We start from the raw sequence: 22,244 nt of genomic DNA on the forward strand, positions 1-22,244 counted from the left end.
ACTTGATTCCGTGATTGGCGCTATTCCAGCCCTACACACAATGTCGTTGCCAACGATACTGCTGCAAAGGTCGCCTGCGTGCATACCACAACACCGGAAGCAGAAACGCAGCCATTTGTATAAACACCATAAAGAAGGCATGAGTGGAATGCGTAATGGCGTGGAGCGCGCCTGTCATCGAAAGTATCACCACCAACTGCCCCACCAACTGGCTCTGCATGGCCGCTCGGTACCATCGACTAAGGATCAGCCCGATGAGCAGGAATTTAACCGCGCCAAAATACCAGAAAGAGAGAAAGGCGTCTGATAGGCCGGTATGCGTGCTACCACTGTGTGGACGATGGCCAAAAAACTCACCTGCCTGATCTGTAAAATCGAACATCATGGCCCGCTTCAAGTCATGCCCTATCCACTGACCTGGCACATAGCGATTAACGAAGCCATTCCAGTGTGAAAGTCCATAATCAAAACTCAGCGTGCGGTCAGCGGCCGCAATATTCATTACGGCATTGGTTAATTCCGAATTGAGAGCTTCACCACTGCTGATCTGCTGGAGATTACCCCAGAAGTCAATCTCCATGATCTCGCTGATACCGGCACCACTCCAGCTAAATCGGTTATCCCCCATCATCGTACTGCGGTAATCACCAATACTGTTGATGACCAATGCCCCAATAACAACTCCACTAACCATCACCCACCTTGGTGGCAAGATGCGTCGGTTGAACCACAGCGCCAAAAGCACCATCACGCCCAACTCAACCATCGCGGCGCGGCGCCCTCTGACGACAATCCGCTCCAGATAGAAAACGAGACCGAATAACACTAATGCCAGTGCATGCCAATTGGGCTTTCGAACATACAGAATGAGCGCCAAGGCCATACCGAACGTCAATAAATTCGAAAAAAACACATAGATGGTGATGATCCCAGTCCATGCCCCTCCATGCTGCTCAATCACCTCCACCGCGAGCTGGCTCACCTGATAGTAGAAAAAAGCGCCCAGCAAAGTCATTGCCGCCGCGCCAGCCAGTAGGCGTTTGTGATCAAAGTCCCAGGCAAAGAGCCGCGCCGGCCGTCGATTCATCTCATAACCCAGCCAAGCCGCACCCAGGCAAAGGATGGCCATGAAAATAGTTTTATCAAGCCCCCCATGAGGGAGGCCTGGGTGCGCCGTTAACCCCATCAACTGCGGTAACATCCAGCCGAGAAAAACAGCGGCGGCCAGGAACGGGAACTGGATCATGCGCTCCCGCTTCCGCATCCCCCAGCCCACGATGGCCATGGCCTGCAAGGCCAGAACCCAAAGCAGGATGCTCGTCATGACTGCCCCACACAATTGATCGGCAGGCAATGCCATCCGCGATGGTAAACCGCCGTATCGTTGGGTCCCACTGCCTCGCGTAGGTTTTTGCTGGCCTGCATATAAACAGTCGTAGAACTGCCCACATCACCGGCTTGGCGGTTCTGGTAGTGAAACAGGACCGAGTTTCCTATCCCATCCACCGTTTTTCTGAAACGGCTACTCATCAACACCCAAGATCCTCAACTACCTTCACAATATCTCTCTTATAACATTCAAGGCCGGCCCTCTCGCGACCACTCCGTAACTGCTCCTGATGGGCGGCCAATAGTGCGGGATCATCCGCGTAGCGCTGCAAAGCCTCAGCCAACTTCTCGGGCGAACGAATCGGCACAATGAATCCGTCCAAACCGTCACGCACGATCGAACCCGCGTTGGGGGTAGTGATCACGGGTAACCCAGTTGCCAATGCCTCGTAGGTCACCGCAGCAGAGCCTTCAGTGATCGAAGGGAAACACAGTACATCTGCCCACCGATAATGATCTAATATTGATGAACGAGGCACATGACCAACGAAGTTGGCAACGCCCCTGAATTCTTCAATGCGATGCGCTTTAATGGCGCTCCCCCCGACAAGACGCGCCTGGACCTTTTGGGGCCCCAGGACGGAAAGTGCGTGCAACAGGCTGGGGATACCTTTCATGACCGAAACACGACCAACAAACAGCACTCGGAGGGGATCATTCTGATTTTCCCGCTCTCGTCGCTTAACCCAGGAAAATCTATTCAAATCAACACCGTAAGGTACAACAATGATTTTTGAGCGATCCACCCCCTTACCGACCAGACCATCAGCGACGAACTGCGACCCAACCACAATGCGATCGACCAACTCCCATTCTCTCGCCTCTAATTGCTCACGCTGCATATCCATTGGCACTTCCTGTTCCGACACTCCCCAACCGGGCCAACTCGCGTGCTCCTCGGATGCTAATTCCCGCTCAATTGACCTTGGATTACTCGTTTGATCCAGAACTGAGCGCAACCCCATACTTCTAGCTACCTCGACCAACCCAAGTGACGCGCTATTGAACCCCCAGACTAGCTCAGACTCACCAAGACCATAATCGAGTATTTTCCTGTTAAAATTCTGGCCCACCTCTAGGAATAGCTTCTGCTTCTCCGCCGTCGAACGTGACCGACTCAAAGACCATGCATACCACATGCCCAGCTTTTCAAAGCTTGTGACCTTATTTAGGGGTAGCGAGTCGCTCTTTCTCCCCAACCAACGAGTGACGGCGCCAGGTCTTATCCTGGCAGGAATCGACCGTAGGCCCGCCTCCAACCACGGCTTGTTGCCAATGTAACTATCGGTAAAAAACCGATCGAGCAAACCTGCCTCGTGCAGCAGGCGCGGAACTGCGTAGTGCCTACGGGCACCGAGCATGGCGACGGCAACTTTAGTCAAACCTTGGGCTCCTCAATAACCGGCTTCCAAACATCACACCACGCCCGAAAAATGATGGCCTTATACAACAGATTGCTCCGATACACCCTGCCATCGCGGTGTGCGCGCCAGAAGGCTGCAACGGTGTCTCGGTCAAACAAGTGATCCCAGGCATCGCTACCTCCATCGGCGATCCATGAGATGCCGGAATCAGCCTGTTCCATAAGAAGTTCACGGTTCAACGGGCGTAGTCCACGCTTTGGTGCGTTCAGCACTTCGGTGGGCAGGACATCTGCGAAGGCGTCCCGAAGCGCCTGTTTGCGCTGTCCGCGTTCCTCCATCGGGATACGTTTCACCGTGTCGAAGAAACGGGGACTAGTCAGCGGACCGAACCCCGCCACGCCCTTCGCATCCAGTAGGCGCCAGGTCTTGGCATAGACTCCTTCCGACGACCACCAGAATAGAAGGCTACGCGCATACAAAGATTCACCGGGCAGATCAGATTTAAGAGCGAGTTCATTCAGCCGCTCTCCGATGCGGGTTTTCGAGAAATACCGCTGCATGTCCTTCGAGATTGCTGCCTCCATCTCCCACTGCGTGATTGGCCCACCGCGAAGCTGCCTTTCCTTTTCATTTCGTGCCGCCTTCAACTCCAGGGCGTAGGACAATGCGCGCGCTGTAAACGACCGCGTAGCCAACCGACGATACATATCGCGGCGCAGCCCTGGAGGAAGCGCATTCACTGAACGGAATGCCGGATCGGCAATCCACCGCCAAGGCGAGATCGGGGCGGGGTTTCCAAGAAAAGCCTCGCCGCCGCCATCACCTGTGAGCACCGCTCGCCCCTCCGGCACATGCTGTAGAATCTGTTGCATCGCATGAACCGAGCCATGAGCATAAGGCTGCGCCCAAGTTCGGACGAGCTCATAGGCGTCTTCGACCAGGTCAACCGAGTCCGCCTGAGCGACAACGAGCGGGATTCCTAAATGCCGCGCCGTCAATGCCGCCAGTCCCGACTCGTCTGCGTCCCCTATGCCCTTGAAGGTTATCGCATGATCGGGTTGCCGACCCAGAACGTGACAGGCTGCCAAAACGACGGAGGAATCAACGCCTCCACTCAATAAGTTGACAAACCCATGGGTCGCGCGCTCTGTGATCTGCTGAGTGTCTTGCAAGACCACTTCCCGAATCGCAGCGGGTGCTTCTTTCCCGGATAGCGGTAGCGCCTCTCTTGCTGCAAGCCCAGGCATCCAGAATTGCTCATAGACCGGCTCACCTTCAGTTGTCATGGGCAATGCGACGCGATGCCCATTTGGTACCGATCGAATGTCTTTCCAGATTGTTTTTGGGGCGATACAGAAATCGAGATACCAGTACTCATTGAGTGCTTCGATATCGACGACTCGGGAGACGGCTTCGTGAGCGAGCATCGCTGGCACGCTATCGCTGATGATGTAGCCATTCGGCGTTCTTGCAAAGAATGCGGCCATCAGGCCGGCAGGATCGCGTGATATATGGATCTGCTGGGTTTTTTGATCGAGCGCGATTTCAACCCATGGGCCTGATAAGTGTTTTTCAGAGGGCGATGAGTGCGCGCCTAGACAGAGTAAAACACTCTTCGAGTCATGCCCGCATTGGTGCTCTACCCGGGCATGATAGGAGTGAAATACGCCCTCAAAACGGTAATCTCCTGACGCCCATTGACGTTCGACCAGCGCCTGATAGCCAGCAGTGACCGCAAGGTCGCTGGCGGACATGGCAGGCAAGCCTTGTCGTTTTCCATAATTAATTAAGAGCAAATACATCGACTCGAATTGATCCTTCCGCTCAAGCTGCGTTTTGCGGTGACGTTGACACTACCTGAAGCGCCTTAAACCGGTAGATGAAATACTCAGCCATCACACGGCTGGCGTAGCCCAACAACAATGTCAACGCAAGTCCCACGCCCAGATAGGCAGGTATCAACCAAAATATACCAACCGCCACCGCAGCCACCAGGGCTAGGTTGGAAAGTAACAAGGTCCAAGCGTAGCCATGAGCGATGGCAGTTTTTTGAAAAACCACATGCGCGATATCAAACATCGGGATCAAGGCAACCAACACCAGTATCGGCCAAAAGATCACAAATTCGGAACCATAGAGCGCCATCAACCATGGTGCAGCCAGTATTATGGGTGCGGATATTCCCAATGTTATTCCGGTTACCAGCAATAGTGTTCGTTGCTGCAATCGCTGACTATGCGCTTGATCTCCCCCCAAGAGTGAAGAAAGTACTGGGAGATAAGCCGCGAGTAATTGCGTTGGTAAGAAAACGATCACTGTGCGCCACTGGTTGGCGGCTTGATACGCACCCATTTCGTCAAAACCACCCGGCTGCCGAACAAGCATGAGCTGTGCAGCCCACATAGCTACCATGACTATGGCACCTGCTATCGCCGTGGGCAGAGCAAAATCACGTATGCCCCGCCACTCTGCAAGAGGATTCTGAGCATATAGTGGGATATTCCGCCGCCGCAGTAGAACAATGGCCCAAATGGCGAATGCACCTGCGTTTAATAAACTTGTAATGGCAAGCCCTACAATAGCGCCCATCACTCCGAAAAAATGGGCCAGGACAATGGTTAGGATAACACCCGACAAGGTTGTAAAGGCATGTATGACTGCCGAATCCCGAAATCGCTCCAAGCCGTTAATGATAGCTACGTAGACGGAAGATATCGCATTGAGCAGGACGATAATCCCGACGAATACCATGGCTCCGGATAGATGGGGTGCGGTTAAAAGGTGCTCGGCCACAGGGCGTGATGCAAGCCACAAGACAAGGCATATGATGAGCCCCATCGTAAACGCGGCGAGTTGGAGCAAGCCCAGTAGTCGACTCAGGCGTTCGGGTTCGTCTTTGTGCCACTGGGCAACATGCTTAGTGGTAGTAATTCCGAGACCAAAGGAGGCGAAGACGCCGACCATGGCGATGGTGCTAAGAAGAATGCCCCATTCTCCGAATCCGCTGATCCCAAGCAGACGCGCAAGCACAATGGCCTGGACAAGCGTTGCGGACTTCATTACCAGGGCGTTCACCAATGACCAGAACGACCCTCGGGCAAGTCGGCGACTGATATCCGATGCAGCCAGGCGCTGATAAAGGCTTCGCGGTAGAAAGGTTTGAGCTAGGGTATTGAGTGAGGCCATTCTTTCAGCTCGAGTTCACCATTCACAAGCTGGCATTTCGGAGCTTTTTTGTGGGTGACTTCCAGGCACGCTACCGCCATCCCCGTGCACCCTAAAGTGCAAGGAGTCACCAGTTCCATGGGCGTTTGCAGGCCCTGTGGTGCGGGTCGGCGGCTGTCATGCAGCCCGTTTTGTATGGCCCGGCCCCGTTGTCGGGGGCGGGCCAGCATTAACCTGAAAGAATCCAGGTTCACCGTTCTCCCCTTGGGGGAGGGCCGGGGGGGATGAGGGGGAAGGTAATTTCCAGGCGCATAGCTCCATCACGGGGTTGATCACGCACTCGTCCAGGCGCTGTCTTGCCGGAACCATTCTCCCCAATACAAAGTGGCAGCCGTGGACCGAGAGGCACTGCGCAGTGCCCCCACACGCGGTAATTTTCGAGGATGACCTGGCGGAGTTTCACTTGGTGGGCTGACAGGATTCTGATGCTTCGTTGGAGTCGCGAGCCTTGAGCATATACATGGGAATGGGGATGGGGGGGATACCCATACGGGCACACGTGCCCTGTACGTATTCCCGCCAGTAAGGCCAGATGTGATAGCCCACGTTGTAGCGAGAAAATTCTTCAAGCGCGGGCCGCAGCGTTTCGTCTTCGATGCCGTCGCGGATGTCGTATTCGGCGCAGAAATCCGCCGTGATCTCCAGGTACACGTCCTCTTCATCCACTGGGGCAGTTTCCGTCACACTGGCATTGTCCACGAGACGGACACCGGCCTGGAAGTGGCACATGGCTATGCGGCGCGGGATCGCTTTCGTCTGCTCCTCAAAGCCCAGGATATCGATCCTGGCGCCCGGCTTGCCACGGAACTGGGGTGTGAGATCCAGTTCATCATCAAGATACGGCGGAAGAACGCCCTCCTTGCAGCGGATGTGGCCGCCGCGCAGGTGAACCGCGCGGATACTCAAGGCCTTGGTGGCGATCTCGATGAGTGAGCGATCCATGCTTCAGGCTGCGGTCTTCCAGCAATCCATGGGATGGAGCACGTTGCCGGTTTCCGTGTAGCGGATCCTGGGGTGCCCACAGGTGAATTTTTCAACGGGCCTGAATTCCCAGCCGTCCGCCTCGGCGCCATTCAGGGAGAAATCAGGGCTTTTGCCCAGGGCGAAGCAGATATCCGCCAGGGTGCGCAGGGTCATGTTGCGGGATCCACTCAGGATCTGGGAGATGTAGCCTCTGGTGGTGCCCATGCGGGCTGCCAGGTCGGCCTTGTTGACTCCAGCCTCTTCCATTTCCTGCCAGAGTGCCTCCGTGACTTGGGTAATGAGCCGTTCCTGGGCTACTAGCCGGGCGTTTTCCGGGCTTTCGGCAGCCCAACGGTCCAGAAAATCGGTCATGTCTGTGACTCCTCAATCTTTCGCCAGTTCTCGATCACGCGATGCGTGTCCTTTTGAGCGAGCTTTTGTCCCTTCTTGAAAGCGAAGTGACTGACGTAAAACACCCCACCATGGCGATTTGAGTACCATCCATAGGCCCGGATCTTGTCCACCTTGATGGCATAGAAGTTCTTCCCATTGGGTAAGTCGCCTTCGGTATTCCAGTAATCCGGCGACCTTAGCCTGCCTGTGTCGGCCAATTGCCTGCGGCGGTTATAAAAGCGCGCGAGCCAGCTGGCATGCTTGCCGGCCTGGATTGACGAGAGGGCCTCCTGCAGACTCGGCGGCATCCAGGCCTCAGCACCGCTCCCCGGCGGCGGTTGTTCGCAGTAGCGAATGGTCAGCTTGGCACCTTGGTACTCTTCCATGGAGTTTACCAATAAGTAAACAAATGTCCAGGCTTGCGTGCAGGAGTCCGGTCAGAGGCTAGAAGGGGTAACAAGCCCGTGCTTGGGAGATAGTGCCCGCCGCCTTCCCGGGCAAAAGGCACGCTCCCACAAGGACCAGCCCCCGGACAGGACACCTCGAGCGCCCGTGCCGATGTCCGGGAAAGCAGAAAGGGACTCATTCCGCTACCAAATCTGCCCTTCCGTCCTTCAGACCCTTGATCTCGCCTCGCAGGGCGAATGCTTCGATTTGTTCCGATTGTCCTGCGGTCAGCTCAGGAAGCTCTTTGCCCACGGGCTCGTTGGCACTCTGGATGGCCATGAGGCACGCGACGATCGCCCACTCCGTAGGGCACATGCCTCCATTTGCTCCTGACTCTGTATGAAGCCTGGCTGCCACGGCGCTGCTGTCGCAGCGATTCGCTGGCAAGGCCAGCTCCACGAGGGTGAGACTTTTCAGCGCCCTGACTTGCGCGGTTGAACGGGTTCGCGTGGCGCGGTTTTCACGTCTTCCCCCAGCTCTTTCTTCAACACCTCAATCTCCCGCTGAATCGCCTCGCATTCCTTTTGCTTGCGCGCCAGGAAGGCGCGGGTGATGTGCAGCTTTTCCGTATCCGTCCGGTAGCCCCCGTATAGCCAGCCGTCAGTCGGGGCTGGCATGCTCCCCGCAACTCTGGGCCAGCGGTGCCCAGTGATAGGGCAGCAGTTCGTGGAGGCGATTGGCGGGATGATCCTGGATGCGCTCAAGCACATCGATCAGATAGTGACGGGGGTTCACCCCGTTCTGCTTGCAGGTCTCCAGGAGGGTGAGCAGGATGGCCAGGGCGTGACCGCCATTCTCCGAGCCGGTGAAGTTCCAGTTCTTGCGACTCACGCATACGCCGCGCAGGGCACGTTCGCCGCGGTTGTTGTCGGGCTCCAGGCGGCCATCCTCGGTGAAGCGCAGCAGGGCCTGCCAGTGGTTGAGGGTGTAGCGGATCGCCCCGGCGAACTCCCCCCGGGGAGGCAGGCTGGGCAGGATGCGGTCCAGCAGCCGACGCAGGCGCTTAAGGATCGGCACCGTGCGCCGCTGGCGTTCCTGCCGGATCAGCTCGGGATCATTGATCCCTTGCCTTCGCAGGCGCGATTCCACCTGGTAGATCGCGGTGATCAGCTTCATGATGAGATGCACGCGGCCGCGCTGCTTGTGTTTGCGGGCGATCTTTTCGAACGGGCGCCGGGCATGGGACCAGCAGGCACACCAGACCAGCGCCGCCTGGATCCGTTCGGCATTGAGGTAGCCCGCATAGGCATCGGCTTGCAGATATCCCTGGTAGTCACGCAGGTGTGCCAGTGGACCTTCCTGGGATCGGTTGGTGGTGTAGTCGTAGAACACCGGGATGATGCCGTCTTCCCGCCCGCGGCCCAGGTAGAGCCACAGGCGGCAGGTTCGGGTTTGTCGTCGACCCTTCTCCAGTTGCGGCACCGTGGTGTCGTCACTGTGCAACACCGGACTGGCCAGGGCATCCTGGCGGATGAGGTCGGCCAGCGGGGCCAGGACCGAGGCGGACAGCAGCACGTAATCGCACAGCCGCTGGCGGGGAACGTCATAACCATCCCGGGCCAGCTGCTGACTGATGCGGTTGAGCGGCAGGTGATCCGCGAACTTGCTGATCACGGTATGGGCCAGCAGGCTGGCACCCACCTGAGCGCCGGGGATCGGCGGCGAGGGGCGTGGTGGGGAGACGATGGTGCGCTCCCCCTGATCACCCCGGATTGCATACTTGGGCACTTCATGGCGCTTGACGTACAGATGCCCGGGGGCGTACTCGAGGGTCTCGGTCACATCGACGCCGATCTCTTCCAGCGGGCCACCGTTCTGTGCCTCCAGCTGGGCCCGGGTTTCATCGTCGTAGTCGTAGCGCATCGTCTCCCGGGGCAGTTCCGGTGGCAGGGCACGGCGGCCCCGGGGCGGTTGGGTCTTGCGCCGTTTCGTGGGCGCCTGGGCGGCGGCCTCTTCTTCGTCCTGCTCGGGGATGGGTGCCTCCAGCGGATGGAATAGATCCTCCTGGAGGTAACGGCCGCGTTCAGAGCTTTGCCCGAAGCGTTTGCGCTGTGCTTCAAGGACCTGGTCCTTGAGGCGCTGCAGTTGTTCGCTCAGTTCATTGACCGTGGACTGCAGCTGAACGAGCTGCTGGGACTGCTGCGCGATGACCTCATCGCGCTCTGCCACGGCGGCGCGAAGTTGAGACTCGCGCAGGTTGGGAGGGGGCGTCGGCAGGCCTTGTGCAGCGGTGTTCGACATGCCCGCATTTTACCATTCATGGCGCGCTAAGTGGCTGACTTATAGATAATAATTATCTATTAACCGGTGGCGGTGGCAAGGCATCGTGGGGGCATTTCCAGGCGCCGCCAGTCGATGCCCTCGAACAAAGCCTGCAACTGGCTGCGGGAGAGCCGAACCTCCTCTGCATCACCCTCGGCGTGATGGGGCCACTTGAAGCGCCCCTTCTCCAGGCGCTTGTAGATCATCACGAAGCCCTGACCATCCCAGTACAGGGCCTTGAGCTTGTCTCCGGCCCGGTTGCGGAAGACGAACAGCTCGCCGCTGAGTGGATCCCGCTCCAGCACCTCAACAATCTCGATACACAAGCCATCGAAGGCCTTGCGGAAATCCACCGGCGCCACTGCCAGATGGATGGCCATCCCCGTGGGCCAGCCGATCATGCCTCCAGCACCTGCATGGCCCGTTTCAAGGTCTGCGCGCAGAACCCCGGATACAGTTCCAACCGTCGGCCATTGCCCAATGCCACGACCACCGGTCCAACCCCGGGCTGCAGCGACAGGGCCACGGGATCGGGCTTGTCCTCCACCGTGCGGACCGCCAAAAACCGCTGCGGCACGGCTGTCGGCTTCGAAGGCGCGCGCCCTGGCTCAGCCTCGCCCAGCACCCACTCCGGGTACCGCGCCGCCCATTGCGATAACTGGCGGGGCGTGACCCCATGCTGACGGGCGAAGGCCGCCTTGCTCTGGCCTGAGGCCGCCCACTGCTGGACCAGATCCTTCCAGAAAGCGCGCTTGCGCTGTTGGATACCTCTGCTCATCCGCCACATCCCCTTATTGCTTGAGATCGTACCGGTGACGATGGAGGATCAGTGGGGACTATGGAATACGGGGGCTACCGGACGGATACGCTTTTCCTTGAGGCCCTTGGGGGTGAGCAGGTAGGCGTAGGCGCGTTTGTTCTGGCTGTTGCGGAAGTTTTCGGCCTTCACCAGGCCCTTGTCGATGAGGGCGCGCAGGCTGTAGTGGGTGGCGCCCAGGCTCACGCCCAGCGCTTGTGCCAGTTCCCGCTGGGTGAGCTGGGGGTTGTCGGCCAGCAGGCGCAGGAGCCGCAGGCGAATGGTGTCGCTGTGGGTGTCCAAGGTGTGGAGCTTGGCGGGCTGGTATTTGAAGGCTTGGGAAGCTGCAGGCATGCTGCCGCCATCTTCGTGCATGTTGGGGGATGCATGAAGGAAGCGGGTCCGGTCCCTGGGGATTCAGGGGGGTCGCTCGACCGCGGGGGCGGTTTTGGTTGTTCAGGGTTTGAACGGTACTGGTTTTTTTGGGGGGTTTCAAGGGGGAATTTGGGGGTGGGCCTTGAGGGCTTCATCATGGCCGGTATTTCTGAATGGCGTGGCCGGGGTGCCGGTGGCCCCGTAGCCGATGAACAGGATGTCGTGGCGCTTGTCCCCGAGCATTCGTTTATGGGGCTATTGGGTGCTCTAAGTGGGGACTGTCATAACAATTCTGGTTGGTCATGTCGGAGAACATCTTCGGCAATAGGGCCGAAAAATTGTCGGGTCATGCTGAAAAAGGATTTGAGTTTTCCAGAAACAGGGGAAAGATCCACTTTCGCCAGGCTGTGCAGATCCATTTCGTTATCCAGGTGTTCGTTAAACAATTCGCTCAGCTCATCCCACCACTGTTTGCGTTCGCTCTGCAAAAATTGGCTGTTGAGATTCAGAACATCGATGGTGTACTGGGCCCGCTCGCTGTCCCACTCATTCAGATTTTCTTTGGGCACAATGCGTCCATCTGAAAGGTAAGAGAAGAATCTGGAACAATCGGGCTGATGGGGTGAGACAAATCTTTGTATATCCACAGTACCTTGTTTACCCGGTGCGTGCCCCCCGAAAAGATCAGTTGTCACACCGACTACCTGCTGGCGGCCTTTTAGAACCCCGATACGCTGTGCATCTATGGCACTGGCCGCGAGATTACTGTAATCAAAAGTCCGTTCCGGGTTCTGGCTTTTGTTCTCAACATGCTCGATGTGAAAGCCGATACCATAGGCGTTCGCGTCTAATTCGCTATAACAGCACAGATGGTATTGCTCATCCAGCAGATATTTCATCACTTCCGGTTTGTGATTGAAGCGACTCCACCGTCTTGTGGCGTGTGTAGCGGTTTTTGGGGGCGTTTGGTTTGCCTGATTCAGATGATAACCACCATTTCCCTGTTTTTTTATTTCCCTCATCTCTGAAGTGCCTTCTGCCTTTCAATACTGCGCTGCAGGCGCTGCAGTTGGGCGTGTTTTTCACCCAGAACCTCTTCCAGGTGAGATCTCAAGGCTTTTGCTTCACCACTTTCATAAAGCCCTTGATCCACTAATTCGGTCAGGCGCTGAAGGTCTTTTTTCTCGGCAACCGGTGGCTGTGGATCCACCAACATCACACCCTGTAGCACGGAATTGCTTGGTTCACCATAGGTTCTGGCCAGCGGTCGCTCTGCTGTCGCGCCACCCTCGGCATCACTTTGGATAACACGGACATTTTCCCGCCGAATGGTACTCAATACCTGGGGGCTATGTGTGGTTACAACAAACTGGATATGGGGAAACGCCTCGCGCAGGGTTTGAATGACTGTTTGTTGCCACTCCGGATGCAGGTGCATGTCCACTTCGTCAATCAAGGCGATACCTTGTGTCTCCTGCTGTGCCCTTGCGCCCATTTGGGGGTTGAGTTTTGCGCAACGCCACGCCATGTCGGCGACCAGAGAGACCATGGCACGTACACCGTCGCTGAGTTGCGTAACGGGTAACACGCCCATATCCGGGTGGGTCATGGCCAACTCTTCATGTTGAACACTATAGTGAAAGCCACTCCAACCCTCGTTTTTCAGCACTTTATCCACCGTGTTCCGGATGCCTTCAATCTGGTCCGGCAGTGTGTAGTTTTCGTAGGCATCCATGCTTTTCTGTTGCAATACGGCCAGTGTGGCTTTTGTCATCCACTGTTGAACCTGGGTAAAACTGGATGCGGAGCTAAAACAGTCTTCGTAACCCATGGTGCGGCTGGTACTGAGCACTGCTTTACGGCTGATGTTTTTGTGAGCATTCCACAGACGACCGGAGCTGTAGTACGCCAATAGTGGTAAGTCGACCGGCTCCAGTCCGCGCACACGGTCCATGAGCGCTTTACCCATGTTTGTCAGCTCGGCGGCACCTTTAACCGTCGTTCGCCCTTTAGCTCCCAGCTCACGGACTACGGGGGCATTCAAGCAGTCCAGGGTTGCTTCAATACGAACCGGGAAAACTTGCTCATTATCCGAGCGGCCTTGAAGACGCTGGTATCTGGCATCACGGTATTCGATGGACTTGGATTTACCCAAATCAAAAGCACCAACAAACGTGCCCAGTGCCACCGTGGCTGCATCCAGCACGCTGGTTTTTCCCTGGCCATTCCTGGCAGCCAAAACAGTCAGTTCTGGATGAAAAGTAACCTCCAGGCTTTTAAAGCGCCGGAAATTAGTCAGTGTCAGCGTGTCGAGCTTCATTTGCCTGGCTCCTCAGAGAGCGGTCTTCGATGGAGTCCGGGCTTTTCGGCAAAATAACTGCTCCCCGTGGGAGCGGGCCTGCCATCAAGCCGTCCAGGCGAAGCCCCGCCCATGCCAAGGCCATTTTCGTCTGCCACTTCGGAAGATTGCCTTCGATAATCTCGCATGTGCGAATGTCTACCGTCGCTTTTTGCTGCCCATGGTAGACGTGAAGGCAGGGACTGCCAACTGACCTGCCATCGGGAACCGGAGAACTCGCCTCCTGCCGGCGACGCGCTGCAATAGTAGCGCCCTGGCGATGCTTTATGCCCGCAGCCTTCGCGGGCGAGGCCCGCACCCAGCCTTGGTGTCACACGGCTGGCTCCCAGGGGTGGCTATGGAGCGCGCGTGATGGCGTCGATGGGGACAGTGACGGGGCTGTGCTGGCCCAGGAGGGTCATCATCACGGTGACGCGGTCCTTGGCGCAGGTGGAGATGATGCCGGTGTGGCCGGCCAGGGGGCCGTCGGTGAGGCGGACGGTGTCGCCGGGCCTGAAAAGGCTGGCGGCGGTGTCCGGGTCCAGGTGCTGCAGGGTCTGTTCCAGGGTGTGGAGTTCCTGGAGCAGACGGGGGGCGATGGTGGCCGGGGTGTGGCCGAAGCAGATCACTCGGCTGACGCCGCAGGTGCTGCGGACGGGGGCGATGCCCTGCTGGGGGTGGGCGGGGCTGAAGAAGGCGTAGCGCGGGAAGTAGACCTCGCGGACGCGGGTCCAGCGGCGTTGGCGACGTTTCCAGCAGGCGTGCAATGGCAGGTAGGTGTGGTAGCCCTGCTCCGCCAGGTGGCTGACGGCGATGTGTTCCTGGCGCGGCTTGGTCTGGACCACATACCAGGGGGTGCCGGTGTTGAAGTCCCGAACAAAGGTGCCGATGCCGGGGTCACGCACGGAGGCGCGGGTGTCGAAGCTCCGTTGGGTCGGGCGGGTTTGCGTGGCGGTCGGCATCAGGTGTCTCCCTCCGTCTTGATGCGTTCCTGTGCGGCCAGCCCTTGGGGGCGGGTTTTGGGAAGTGCCTGGGGATCAGGGTGGGAGAGCCAGTCCATGTCCCGTACCTGGCCGTCCACGATCAGGCCGCGCTGGACGAAGGCGTGGGCTTCGAAAACCAGGGTGCAGGCATGGTGGATCCGCCGGTCGCGGCAGCGCTGGTTGGCGTTGCGGGCCAGGTTTTCCTGGCGGGGGTCGTTGTCGCGCTTGCGGGCCACCAGGGCGCGGACGGTCAGGTCCTGGTGGATGCTCAGGTTGTTTTTCAGGCGCCGGGTGTAGCGGGTGACGGCGTCGGAGTTGGCTTCTTCGTCCTCCAGGGGGATCTCCACCAGGGCGTAGCGGATGCCCGCCTGGGGGGTGCCGGGATTGTGTTCATAGATCCGCAGGCAGAAGGTTTCGCTGGGGTCCAGTTCCTCGGCCAGGGCGCGCATGAGGGCCTTGGGGTCGCGGGCGGCCTTGTCGCCGATGTAGATCCCGGTGGTGGTCGCCGGCACCAGTGTCATCCGGGTATGCAGGCGGCGCAGCGTGGGGACGACCCGCCAGGGGCGGACGGTGAGGTAGAAATACCCCGCGAACAAGGCCAGGAAGCCTGCCAGCATGAGCCATTCCGGGACACCCGCATGGAGCAGCACCAGGCCGGCGGTGGCAAGCACCAGATGCAGCAGGGTGATGAACGCCACTGCGTGATCCACCCGGAATCCGGCCCGCTGCAGCAGGTGATGCAGGTGGCTGCGGTCGGGGGTGAAGGGGGAACGGCCCAGCCACAGGCGGCGCAGGATCACGCTCAGGGTATCCAGCAGGGGGATGACGAACAGAGACAGGGCCGCCACCGGCTGGATCACACTTCCCTCCCCCTGGGACAGACCCACCAGGATCCAGGCAAACAGCAGGCCCAGCAGCATGCTGCCGTTGTCGCCCATGAATACCCGGGCGCAGGGCTGACCGTGATGGCGCAGGTTGAAGTACAAAAATCCCGCCAGTCCGCCCAGCAGGCACAGCACCAGCATGTAGTAAGGAGAGCCGCCGGCCAGGGCGATGAGCACAGCAATCAGGGCCATGGTGACGAAGGACAGGGTGCCCGCCAGTCCGTCGATGCCGTCCATCATGTTGAGGGCGTTGATGCCGCCCACGGTGGCGAAGAGGGTGAACGGGATGGCCAGCATGGCCAGGTGCAGGGGGTGGCCGAGCAGGAGCGGCCCTAGGTCGACCAGGATCACGCCGGCGCCCAGGGTCATGACCAGGGCGGCGCCGGTCTGGACCAGCAGGCGAAGACGAAACCCCAGCCGGATGAGGTCGTCGGTGAGGCCGGTGATGAAGATGGCAAACGCCGCCGTGGCCATGAGGAGCCACTGGAAACGCAGTTCCGGGTGGGTCTGGTCCAGGATGACCACCCCCAGGGCAAAGGCACTGAGGATGCCGAAGCCCCCAACGAAGGGGGTGCTGCGTTTATGGGCCTTGTGTTCCCCGGGATGGTCCACCAGACCATAGGCCTCTGAAAAGGCCATGGCCAGTCGGATGGCGGCCACGGAGAAGAGCGCGGCGGCCCCAATGATCAGCAAATCCAGCACGTTCTGTCTCCTTGGAGCATGTCCGTTCTCCGGCACTCCGACGGCGGGGTCGAAGGTGACTGCATAAATCCCTGACAGGGGCGCTTAATCAGGTCATGACCGATAGCCGTAGCGATACACGTAGCCGCGATACCCGTAGCGGTAGCGCTGGCGGTTGACGTCCAGGTCGTTGAAGATCACCCCCTTGACGTTCACCCCGGCCTGGGACAGGCGCTTGACCGACTGTTCGATTTCCTGGATCGGATGCCGCCCTGCCCTGGCCACCAGCAAGGTGGCACCACCCAGGTTGCGGGCGATGATGGCGGCGTCGGACACGGCCAGGATGGGCGGGGCATCGACGATGACGATGTCGAACATGCCCGAAAGGGTGTCCAGCAGGCTGGTGAACCGCTCGTGCATGAGCAGTTCCGAGGGGTTGGGCGGGATCTGGCCGGTGGTGACCACCTTGAGTCCGTCCTGGGGCGTGGCGCGGATGATGCGCGGCAGTTCGATGGTGCCGGCGATGTATTCGGTGACGCCCCCTTCCCGGGAGATGGAAAACTCCCGATGCATGTGGCCCTTGCGCAGGTCGGCATCCACCAGCACCACGGTCTTGCCGGACTGGGCCAGGACCACGCCCAGGTTCTTGGAAATGAAGCTCTTGCCCACGCCCTGGGAGGGGCCGGTGATGAGCAGCGAGCCACGGGAGGAGTCCAGCAGGGCGAAGTGGATGGTGGTGCGCAGGCTGCGCAGGCTTTCCACGGCGTCGTCGGTGGGGCGGGTGATGGCCAGCAGTTCACCGGAGATGCGGCCGCGACGGGATTGCCGGGAGATGGCCTCTTCCGCCTTGCTGTGGGGAATGGTGGCGTACACGGGCAGGCCCAGGTGTTTTTCGATGGTTTCCGGGTCTTCCACCACCACCCGTAGGGCGCGGATCAGGAAGACCAGGCCCAGACCGGCCATCAGGCCCAGGAGCACGCTGATGAGCAGGATCCGCTGCTGGCTGGGGGCCACCGGGCCACGGGAGACCACGGCGGAATCGATGATGCGGGCATCGCCCACGGTACCGGCCCGGGCCACGCGCAGTTGCTGGGCGCTGTGGAGCAGGCTGGTGTAGAGGGCGGTGGAGACTTCCACGTCCCGGCGCAGGCGCAGGGCGGTCTGCTGGGTGTCCGGCAGTTCGGAGACCTGGCCTTCGAGCTGATTGCGCCGGGTGCTCAGACGGCGGATCTGGGCATCCAGGGCCACCATGCGGGGGTGTTCCGCGGTATAGCGCTGGCGCAGTTCTTCCCGCTGTTGCTGGAGGCGGATGATGTCGTTGTCCACCTCGACGATCGATCCCAGCACACTGCGGGTTTCCATGGTGAGATCCACGGAGCCGCGGGTCTGGCGGTAGTTGTTGTAGGCGGCCTCGGCGGCGTCGAGCTGGCTCTTGAGCAGGGGCAGCTGGGATTCCAGGAAGACCAGGGTGTTTTCCGCTTCGGCGGAACGGTGTTCCACGTTCTGGCGCACGTAGGCGTTCATGATCTCGTCCAGCACCGTGGTCAGGCTGGCGCGGTCGGGGCCACGCAGGGCCAGTTCCAGCACGCCGGACCCCCTGCCCCGTTCCCGGACCTCGAACTGGCCGCGCAGGGCGTCGATGGCGGCGCCCCGGCTGCGACGGCCGACAATGAATTCCGTGCCGGGGCGGGCATGGAGTTCGGAGATGAAGATCTGGATGTCGCTGCCCGTGGCGGGTTCCCCCACCCGGCCGGTGACCAGGATGCGGCTGTCCCGGTCCCGCAGGGTGTACATGCCGTTCTGGCCGGTGAGCAGGGTCATGCCCTGGCCGATGCGGCTCGGGGGCACTTCCAGGCTTTCGATGCGGATGCGCTCGCCGCCCCAGGCGTAGCGTTCCATTCCGAACCGGGCTCCGGCCAGTTCGCTGCCGCCGTGGCGTCGGGCGAAGGCATCGCCGAACACGGGGGGGTAGGCCGGCCGAGCGAAGATTTCCAGCCCCAGGCGGTCCACCACCCGGCCCAGGATCATGCGCGAGCGCAGGATTTCCAGTTCGGCGCTGACGGTGACGTTGTCGGACATGATGGCCTGCACATCCTGCAGGGCGGAGAGGCTCTTGCCCTTTTCCTCCACCTGCAGCAGGGCATCGGACCGGTAGATGGGGGTGGCGGTGAAGGCGGCGAAGATGCCGCCGCACAGGGCCAGGGCGGTGACGGCCGCGATGAGCCACTTGTACTGCAGGACCGTGCCGATCAGTTCGCCGATGTGGATGGTGTCGCCGTCGTCTTCCACCGGCGCGGCGGGCGGATGGCCCACGCGGGGTGGTTCGTTGACGGGGGTATGCGGCGGGGGACGGTTCATCACTGACGCCCCCCGAACAGGGGATAGCGCACGCCGCTGACGGTGTTCAGCAGGCTCCAGGTGGGCTGGATGTTGGCGATCACCCGGTTGAAGCGAACGATGTCGGCCACGTCCACATAGACGATGTCACGGGGCTGCAGGTGGAAGCGTTCCGCCAGCAGCAGGGCATCGGGGGATTTGGCGTTGAGATGGTAGAGCCGGGGTTGCCCGCCCTCCTCGTCACGCATGTCGCCCTCTGGCGCCGATTCCTCGGTCCCTTCATTGCCCTGACCCTGATCGCCACGGTCATCCTGCTGTACTGGGTACTTCTGGTTCCAGGCCCGGATGGTCAGGCACGGCATCACCACGAAGCCCCCATGCCGCCGGCACGGGAACGCACTTCAGCCCTGCCGCCGCTCGTGCTCCCCCAAGATGAGGCCCCCCATGTCAGCGCCACCGAATGGTGGTACTACAGCGGCCACCTGTTCGGCGAACAGGGCGAGCATTACAGCTTCCATGTCACCGTCTTCCTGCGCGACGGCATCGTGCGACATACCGTCTTCCATGGCTCATTCACCGATCATGACAACGATCGCCGCCATACCGCTCAGCACCGTACCGCCGGTATCCCATCCCCGGTCAACGCCGAAGGTTTCGATTTCCGTTATGCGGACTGGCGGGTATCGGGGTTTGGTGACGACCATGTGGTCATCATGAACGAGGACGCATTCCAACTGACCCTGGCCCTGACGGACCCCTGGCCGCCAGTCCTGCACAAAGCTCACGGCTCGGCCACCCCGGGCCTGCTGGACTTCGGGGACGCGGGCATCAGCTATTACTACTCACGACCGCGCATGCAGGCCCGGGGGCAGGTCCGGGTAGGCCGGGACGCCCCGGTCCCGGTGACCGGAGAGGTCTGGTTCGACCACCAGTGGGGGGATTTCGAAGCCACCAGGCTGGGCTGGAACTGGTTTGCCCTGCATCTGGAGGACGGCACGGAGCTGATGATTTACGAACTCTACGATCAGCACGGCAGCCCGCTGACGACCCTGGGTACCCGTTCCCGCCAGGGACTTTCGGAAACGATTTCATCCGGAGACATCCGGGTTCGCAGCCTTGGGGAATGGACCAGCCCGCAGTCGGGTCTGCGTTATCCCGCGGCCTGGGAGATCGAACTGCCGGAGGGTCGATTGCAGATCGAACCCTTGCGTCAGAACAGTGAGTTCGACGGTCGGGAGAGCATCTTCATGCTCTACTGGGAAGGCGGGGTGCGAGTCAGCGGTGCCCTGGAAGGCATGGGTTTTGTGGAAATGAGCGGCTACGACGGCATCGTCCCTGCCCCCGGTATCACCCATGACCATTGAGCCGCCAGTGCCATCCTTGTGTGCCGGCCTCTGCCGCACACGTTTTCGTTCGACGTGTTAAAACACTGTCTCACACCCTGAATCAGACCTTGCTGGCCCCATGTTCAAACACTTGCTGACCCTCTGTACCGGTAATATCTGTCGAAGCCCGTTTGCCGAAGCCTGTCTTAGGCAACAGCTGGAGACGGCGGGGCGGGATGTCCGTGTCGAGTCGGCGGGGATCGGGGCGCTGGTGGGTCATCCGGCGGATGAGATCACCCGGCGGTTGGCGGCGGATCAGGGGTTATCTCTGGAGGAGCACAGGGCGGTGCAAGTGACCGAGGATCATGTCCGCCGGGCGGATCTGATTCTGGTGATGGAGCCGGTGCATCGTCAGTATCTGCTGGAGCTGTCCCCTTCCGCCCGCGGCAAGGTCTTTTTGCTGGGGCATTGGTCGGAGCGGGTGATCGAGGATCCTTATCGGCGGTCGGAGTCGGTGTATCAGCGGGTCCACGAGGAAATCCGGCAGGGCGTCGGGGAGTGGCTTTCCAGGGTGTAAGGCCGGGCTGGGCGGGTCAGGCAATCCTTCGGATGTCTTCCAGGTTGATACGGGCGCGGGTCTGTTTGCCTAGCCAGTCCAGGAGGATGAAGACGCGGGTTTCTCCGGAAAGGGTTTCGAAGATGCCTTCCAGACCTTCCAGCGGGCCTTGGGTGATGACCACCCGCTGGCCGGGTTGGGGGAGATCCGCCGGCAGGTGATGACAGCCGGTGGCCGGGTCTTCCCTGCCCCGCAAAAGACTGATGATCCCGGCATCGATGTACGGGTATTGCTCGCCGAAACGGACCAGGCTGGTGACACCCACGGTGGAACGGATGGGTGCAATGCTCTGGTCCTCGTGGCTTGGGGCGGCGAACAGGTAACGGGGAAACAGGGCCTCTTCCAGCTCACGAATCCGCCCCGCGCGACGAACGCGACGCTTGAGTCGCGGCAGGTAGATCCGGTAATCCTGCGCCCGCAGTCTCGATGCGGCCAGGGCTTCCTGCCTGGGTTTGCAGTAGACCAGATACCAGGCTGTTTCCATTTCGGATCTCTCCTTTGCGATCCGCTCCACTCCCGGTCATGTTAAGTCCCGCTATCCGCCGTTTTGAAATCAATCCAATCCACAACGGATGGATTCGCCCGCCCCTCCCCGCTCACCCCCGCACACCACCGGGGACATTGCCTCCGTAATGGATCTTTTAGCCGGGCTCGGGTTGTTCTTTATTTTTTTCAGATACTTAGAATCACACCCTTGCACCCGTCAGAGACATTCAAGGAAGGTGGCAAGGTGGCTTCGTACCCACGCCTGAAGTACCCCATTCGCTTCATACCCGGCGTCGCGCTGTTGGCCCTGTCCCTGATGACGGGATGCACGACACCGGGCATGAGCATGCCGACCCCGGCCCAGTTGGAAAGGGCCGCGGACCCGGAGGGGATCTACGAAACGCCGACCGGCCTGAAAGTGGAGGTGCAGGCGATCACGCCGACCAGCGCGTCCCGGAGAGATCCGTCCTCCCTCAGCCGGTCTCACGCCATTCCCCTGGCGGCGCCGGAAGAGATCCGGGCGGATTACCGGATCGCCCCCCGGGATGTGCTTGAGATCACCGTGTGGGGCAATGAAGAATTTTCACTCATCGATCGGGATGCCCTGCCCCGGCATGTGGTGGCTCAGGACGGCACCATCTTTTTCCCCTATCTGGGCCGGGTGCAGGTGGCCGACCTGTCGGCCCAGGGTGCCCAGCAACTGATCACCACGCTGCTCTCGCGGGTGTTTGAAGATCCTCAGGTGGACGTTCGGGTGCTGGAATACCGGGGACGCCAGGTGCGGGTGGTCGGTGCTGTCGAGTTGCCCGGCCCGGTCGCGATCCAGGATCGGCCGCTGACGCTGATCGATGCGATTTATCGGGCCGGTGGGCCTTCGGACAGGGCGGATCTGCGCGAGGTGAGCGTGACCCGCAACGGCCTTGTGTTCCGGGTGGATGTGCTGGAAATGTTCGAACGCGCCGATCTGGCCGGAGGCCTGCTGCTGCGGGAGACGGATCTGGTGTATGTGCCGGACAACAGTGGGTCCCGGGTGTATGTGCTGGGGGAAGTGCGCCGCGGCAGCAGCCTGCCCCTGCCCCGGGCCGGCCTGACCCTGACCCAGGCGCTGGCCGAGTCCTCGGGCCTGGATCCGGTGACGTCGCGGGCACGGAGCGTCTACGTGCTGCGGGGCACGGCGGAGCAACCCCGGGTGTTCTATCTGGACCTGCGCCGTGCCGACGGTCTGCTGCTGGGTGACCGCTTCCACCTGGCCGCACGGGATGTGGTCTACGTGGACACCGCCCCGATTACCCGCTGGAACCGCTTTATCAATCAGCTGCTGCCGTCGCTGATCATTCTTCGCGAGGCCAATCAGGGTCCGCTGATCAGTACCCATTAAGG

At 60.2% G+C, this 22,244-nt stretch carries 23 protein-coding genes and 1 pseudogene; 3 read left to right on the plus strand and 21 right to left on the minus strand.

Annotation, left to right across the window (positions count from 1 at the left end):
• Positions 1 to 31: 31 nt before the first annotated feature.
• The 20 genes and pseudogenes from ACLF6L_RS08255 to ACLF6L_RS08350 all read right to left on the minus strand — a co-directional run bounded on the left by ACLF6L_RS08255 (position 32) and on the right by ACLF6L_RS08350 (position 18,685).
• Positions 32 to 1,324, minus strand: coding sequence for a hypothetical protein (locus ACLF6L_RS08255; protein ID WP_412851401.1), 1,293 nt, complete (start codon positions 1,322 to 1,324; stop codon positions 32 to 34).
• A 205-nt stretch (positions 1,325 to 1,529) separates the two neighbouring features.
• Positions 1,530 to 2,237 (minus strand): glycosyltransferase family 4 protein, encoded by a 708-nt coding sequence (locus ACLF6L_RS08260; RefSeq protein ID WP_412851402.1) that lies wholly within the window; start codon positions 2,235 to 2,237, stop codon positions 1,530 to 1,532.
• A gap of 530 nt (positions 2,238 to 2,767) precedes the next feature.
• On the minus strand, positions 2,768 to 4,507 hold the full coding sequence (locus tag ACLF6L_RS08265; RefSeq protein WP_412851403.1) for an asparagine synthase-related protein: 1,740 nt from the start codon (positions 4,505 to 4,507) through the stop codon (positions 2,768 to 2,770).
• Between the two features lie 70 nt (positions 4,508 to 4,577).
• Entirely contained in the window at positions 4,578 to 5,939 is a 1,362-nt protein-coding gene (locus ACLF6L_RS08270) for an oligosaccharide flippase family protein (RefSeq protein WP_412851404.1), read from the minus strand.
• Positions 5,940 to 6,377: 438 nt separating this feature from the next.
• On the minus strand, positions 6,378 to 6,920 hold the full coding sequence (locus ACLF6L_RS08275; protein ID WP_412851405.1) for a hypothetical protein: 543 nt from the start codon (positions 6,918 to 6,920) through the stop codon (positions 6,378 to 6,380).
• A gap of 3 nt (positions 6,921 to 6,923) precedes the next feature.
• A complete protein-coding gene (locus ACLF6L_RS08280) occupies positions 6,924 to 7,313 on the minus strand; it encodes a helix-turn-helix domain-containing protein (protein ID WP_238618187.1) in 390 nt (129 codons plus the stop codon).
• Positions 7,310 to 7,720 (minus strand): hypothetical protein, encoded by a 411-nt coding sequence (locus tag ACLF6L_RS08285; RefSeq protein WP_238618188.1) that lies wholly within the window; start codon positions 7,718 to 7,720, stop codon positions 7,310 to 7,312. The genes ACLF6L_RS08280 and ACLF6L_RS08285 overlap by 4 nt, the downstream gene beginning before the upstream one ends.
• 474 nt (positions 7,721 to 8,194) lie before the next feature.
• Positions 8,195 to 8,398, minus strand: coding sequence for a hypothetical protein (locus ACLF6L_RS08290; protein ID WP_412851406.1), 204 nt, complete (start codon positions 8,396 to 8,398; stop codon positions 8,195 to 8,197).
• Positions 8,382 to 10,022 carry an IS66 family transposase gene (tnpC, locus tag ACLF6L_RS08295; protein ID WP_412851407.1) on the minus strand — a complete coding sequence of 547 codons (1,641 nt, stop codon included), beginning with the start codon at positions 10,020 to 10,022 and terminating at the stop codon, positions 8,382 to 8,384. The genes ACLF6L_RS08290 and tnpC overlap by 17 nt, the downstream gene beginning before the upstream one ends.
• Before the next feature lie 59 nt (positions 10,023 to 10,081).
• Positions 10,082 to 10,444, minus strand: a complete 363-nt coding sequence (gene tnpB, locus ACLF6L_RS08300) for an IS66 family insertion sequence element accessory protein TnpB (protein WP_090209625.1) — start codon at positions 10,442 to 10,444, stop codon at positions 10,082 to 10,084.
• Positions 10,441 to 10,821, minus strand: coding sequence for an IS66 family insertion sequence element accessory protein TnpA (gene tnpA, locus ACLF6L_RS08305; RefSeq protein ID WP_412851408.1), 381 nt, complete (start codon positions 10,819 to 10,821; stop codon positions 10,441 to 10,443). The genes tnpB and tnpA overlap by 4 nt, the downstream gene beginning before the upstream one ends.
• 90 nt (positions 10,822 to 10,911) lie before the next feature.
• A pseudogene (locus ACLF6L_RS08310) lies at positions 10,912 to 11,106 on the minus strand (MarR family EPS-associated transcriptional regulator); the annotation flags it as partial.
• A 225-nt stretch (positions 11,107 to 11,331) separates the two neighbouring features.
• The gene (locus ACLF6L_RS08315; protein ID WP_412851409.1) at positions 11,332 to 11,457 is read right to left on the minus strand and encodes a hypothetical protein; all 126 of its coding nucleotides are present in this window, start codon (positions 11,455 to 11,457) and stop codon (positions 11,332 to 11,334) included.
• A gap of 38 nt (positions 11,458 to 11,495) precedes the next feature.
• On the minus strand, positions 11,496 to 12,113 hold the full coding sequence (locus ACLF6L_RS08320; protein ID WP_412851410.1) for a retron system putative HNH endonuclease: 618 nt from the start codon (positions 12,111 to 12,113) through the stop codon (positions 11,496 to 11,498).
• Positions 12,114 to 12,232: 119 nt separating this feature from the next.
• Positions 12,233 to 13,534: an AAA family ATPase gene (locus ACLF6L_RS08325; protein WP_412851411.1), complete on the minus strand. Its 1,302-nt coding sequence runs from the start codon at positions 13,532 to 13,534 to the stop codon at positions 12,233 to 12,235.
• Positions 13,506 to 13,871 carry a DUF4160 domain-containing protein gene (locus tag ACLF6L_RS08330; RefSeq protein ID WP_412851412.1) on the minus strand — a complete coding sequence of 122 codons (366 nt, stop codon included), beginning with the start codon at positions 13,869 to 13,871 and terminating at the stop codon, positions 13,506 to 13,508. Before ACLF6L_RS08330 ends, ACLF6L_RS08325 begins: the two co-directional genes overlap by 29 nt.
• Positions 13,872 to 13,908: 37 nt before the next feature.
• Positions 13,909 to 14,514 (minus strand): transcription termination/antitermination protein NusG, encoded by a 606-nt coding sequence (gene nusG / locus ACLF6L_RS08335; protein WP_412851413.1) that lies wholly within the window; start codon positions 14,512 to 14,514, stop codon positions 13,909 to 13,911.
• Positions 14,514 to 16,121, minus strand: a complete 1,608-nt coding sequence (locus ACLF6L_RS08340) for an MraY family glycosyltransferase (RefSeq protein WP_412851414.1) — start codon at positions 16,119 to 16,121, stop codon at positions 14,514 to 14,516. Before ACLF6L_RS08340 ends, nusG begins: the two co-directional genes overlap by 1 nt.
• Positions 16,122 to 16,214: 93 nt before the next feature.
• The gene (locus ACLF6L_RS08345; protein WP_412851415.1) at positions 16,215 to 18,458 is read right to left on the minus strand and encodes a polysaccharide biosynthesis tyrosine autokinase; all 2,244 of its coding nucleotides are present in this window, start codon (positions 18,456 to 18,458) and stop codon (positions 16,215 to 16,217) included.
• Positions 18,458 to 18,685, minus strand: a complete 228-nt coding sequence (locus tag ACLF6L_RS08350) for a hypothetical protein (RefSeq protein WP_412851416.1) — start codon at positions 18,683 to 18,685, stop codon at positions 18,458 to 18,460. The genes ACLF6L_RS08345 and ACLF6L_RS08350 overlap by 1 nt, the downstream gene beginning before the upstream one ends.
• Between ACLF6L_RS08350 and ACLF6L_RS08355 the strand changes: the two genes are divergently transcribed.
• Positions 18,662 to 19,801: a lipocalin family protein gene (locus ACLF6L_RS08355; RefSeq protein ID WP_412851417.1), complete on the plus strand. Its 1,140-nt coding sequence runs from the start codon at positions 18,662 to 18,664 to the stop codon at positions 19,799 to 19,801. The genes ACLF6L_RS08350 and ACLF6L_RS08355 overlap by 24 nt on opposite strands.
• A 100-nt stretch (positions 19,802 to 19,901) precedes the next feature.
• A complete protein-coding gene (locus ACLF6L_RS08360) occupies positions 19,902 to 20,339 on the plus strand; it encodes a low molecular weight protein-tyrosine-phosphatase (RefSeq protein ID WP_412851418.1) in 438 nt (145 codons plus the stop codon).
• 16 nt (positions 20,340 to 20,355) lie between these two features.
• Here ACLF6L_RS08360 and rfaH read toward each other — a convergent pair whose 3' ends face one another.
• Complete coding sequence (gene rfaH, locus ACLF6L_RS08365) at positions 20,356 to 20,862, minus strand: transcription/translation regulatory transformer protein RfaH (protein WP_412851419.1); 507 nt, start codon at positions 20,860 to 20,862, stop codon at positions 20,356 to 20,358.
• A gap of 246 nt (positions 20,863 to 21,108) precedes the next feature.
• Between rfaH and ACLF6L_RS08370 the strand changes: the two genes are divergently transcribed.
• Positions 21,109 to 22,242 carry a polysaccharide biosynthesis/export family protein gene (locus tag ACLF6L_RS08370; RefSeq protein WP_412851420.1) on the plus strand — a complete coding sequence of 378 codons (1,134 nt, stop codon included), beginning with the start codon at positions 21,109 to 21,111 and terminating at the stop codon, positions 22,240 to 22,242.
• Positions 22,243 to 22,244: the final 2 nt, after the last annotated feature.

This window comes from Ectothiorhodospira shaposhnikovii (assembly GCF_047222355.1).
Lineage (GTDB): Bacteria > Pseudomonadota > Gammaproteobacteria > Ectothiorhodospirales > Ectothiorhodospiraceae > Ectothiorhodospira.

Coding starts and splice junctions, on each gene's coding strand:
- ACLF6L_RS08255 (WP_412851401.1), bottom strand. CDS start 1,324: ATGACGAGCATCCTGCTTTGGGTTCTGGCCTTGCAGGCCATGGCCATC.
- ACLF6L_RS08260 (WP_412851402.1), bottom strand. CDS start 2,237: ATGGATATGCAGCGTGAGCAATTAGAGGCGAGAGAATGGGAGTTGGTC.
- ACLF6L_RS08265 (WP_412851403.1), bottom strand. CDS start 4,507: ATGTCCGCCAGCGACCTTGCGGTCACTGCTGGCTATCAGGCGCTGGTC.
- ACLF6L_RS08270 (WP_412851404.1), bottom strand. CDS start 5,939: ATGGCCTCACTCAATACCCTAGCTCAAACCTTTCTACCGCGAAGCCTT.
- ACLF6L_RS08275 (WP_412851405.1), bottom strand. CDS start 6,920: ATGGATCGCTCACTCATCGAGATCGCCACCAAGGCCTTGAGTATCCGC.
- ACLF6L_RS08280 (WP_238618187.1), bottom strand. CDS start 7,313: ATGACCGATTTTCTGGACCGTTGGGCTGCCGAAAGCCCGGAAAACGCC.
- ACLF6L_RS08285 (WP_238618188.1), bottom strand. CDS start 7,720: ATGGAAGAGTACCAAGGTGCCAAGCTGACCATTCGCTACTGCGAACAA.
- ACLF6L_RS08290 (WP_412851406.1), bottom strand. CDS start 8,398: ATGCCAGCCCCGACTGACGGCTGGCTATACGGGGGCTACCGGACGGAT.
- tnpC (WP_412851407.1), bottom strand. CDS start 10,022: ATGTCGAACACCGCTGCACAAGGCCTGCCGACGCCCCCTCCCAACCTG.
- tnpB (WP_090209625.1), bottom strand. CDS start 10,444: ATGATCGGCTGGCCCACGGGGATGGCCATCCATCTGGCAGTGGCGCCG.
- tnpA (WP_412851408.1), bottom strand. CDS start 10,821: ATGAGCAGAGGTATCCAACAGCGCAAGCGCGCTTTCTGGAAGGATCTG.
- ACLF6L_RS08315 (WP_412851409.1), bottom strand. CDS start 11,457: ATGCTCGGGGACAAGCGCCACGACATCCTGTTCATCGGCTACGGGGCC.
- ACLF6L_RS08320 (WP_412851410.1), bottom strand. CDS start 12,113: ATGAAATATCTGCTGGATGAGCAATACCATCTGTGCTGTTATAGCGAA.
- ACLF6L_RS08325 (WP_412851411.1), bottom strand. CDS start 13,534: ATGAAGCTCGACACGCTGACACTGACTAATTTCCGGCGCTTTAAAAGC.
- nusG (WP_412851413.1), bottom strand. CDS start 14,514: ATGCCGACCGCCACGCAAACCCGCCCGACCCAACGGAGCTTCGACACC.
- ACLF6L_RS08345 (WP_412851415.1), bottom strand. CDS start 18,458: ATGAACCGTCCCCCGCCGCATACCCCCGTCAACGAACCACCCCGCGTG.
- ACLF6L_RS08350 (WP_412851416.1), bottom strand. CDS start 18,685: ATGCGTGACGAGGAGGGCGGGCAACCCCGGCTCTACCATCTCAACGCC.
- ACLF6L_RS08360 (WP_412851418.1), top strand. CDS start 19,902: ATGTTCAAACACTTGCTGACCCTCTGTACCGGTAATATCTGTCGAAGC.
- rfaH (WP_412851419.1), bottom strand. CDS start 20,862: ATGGAAACAGCCTGGTATCTGGTCTACTGCAAACCCAGGCAGGAAGCC.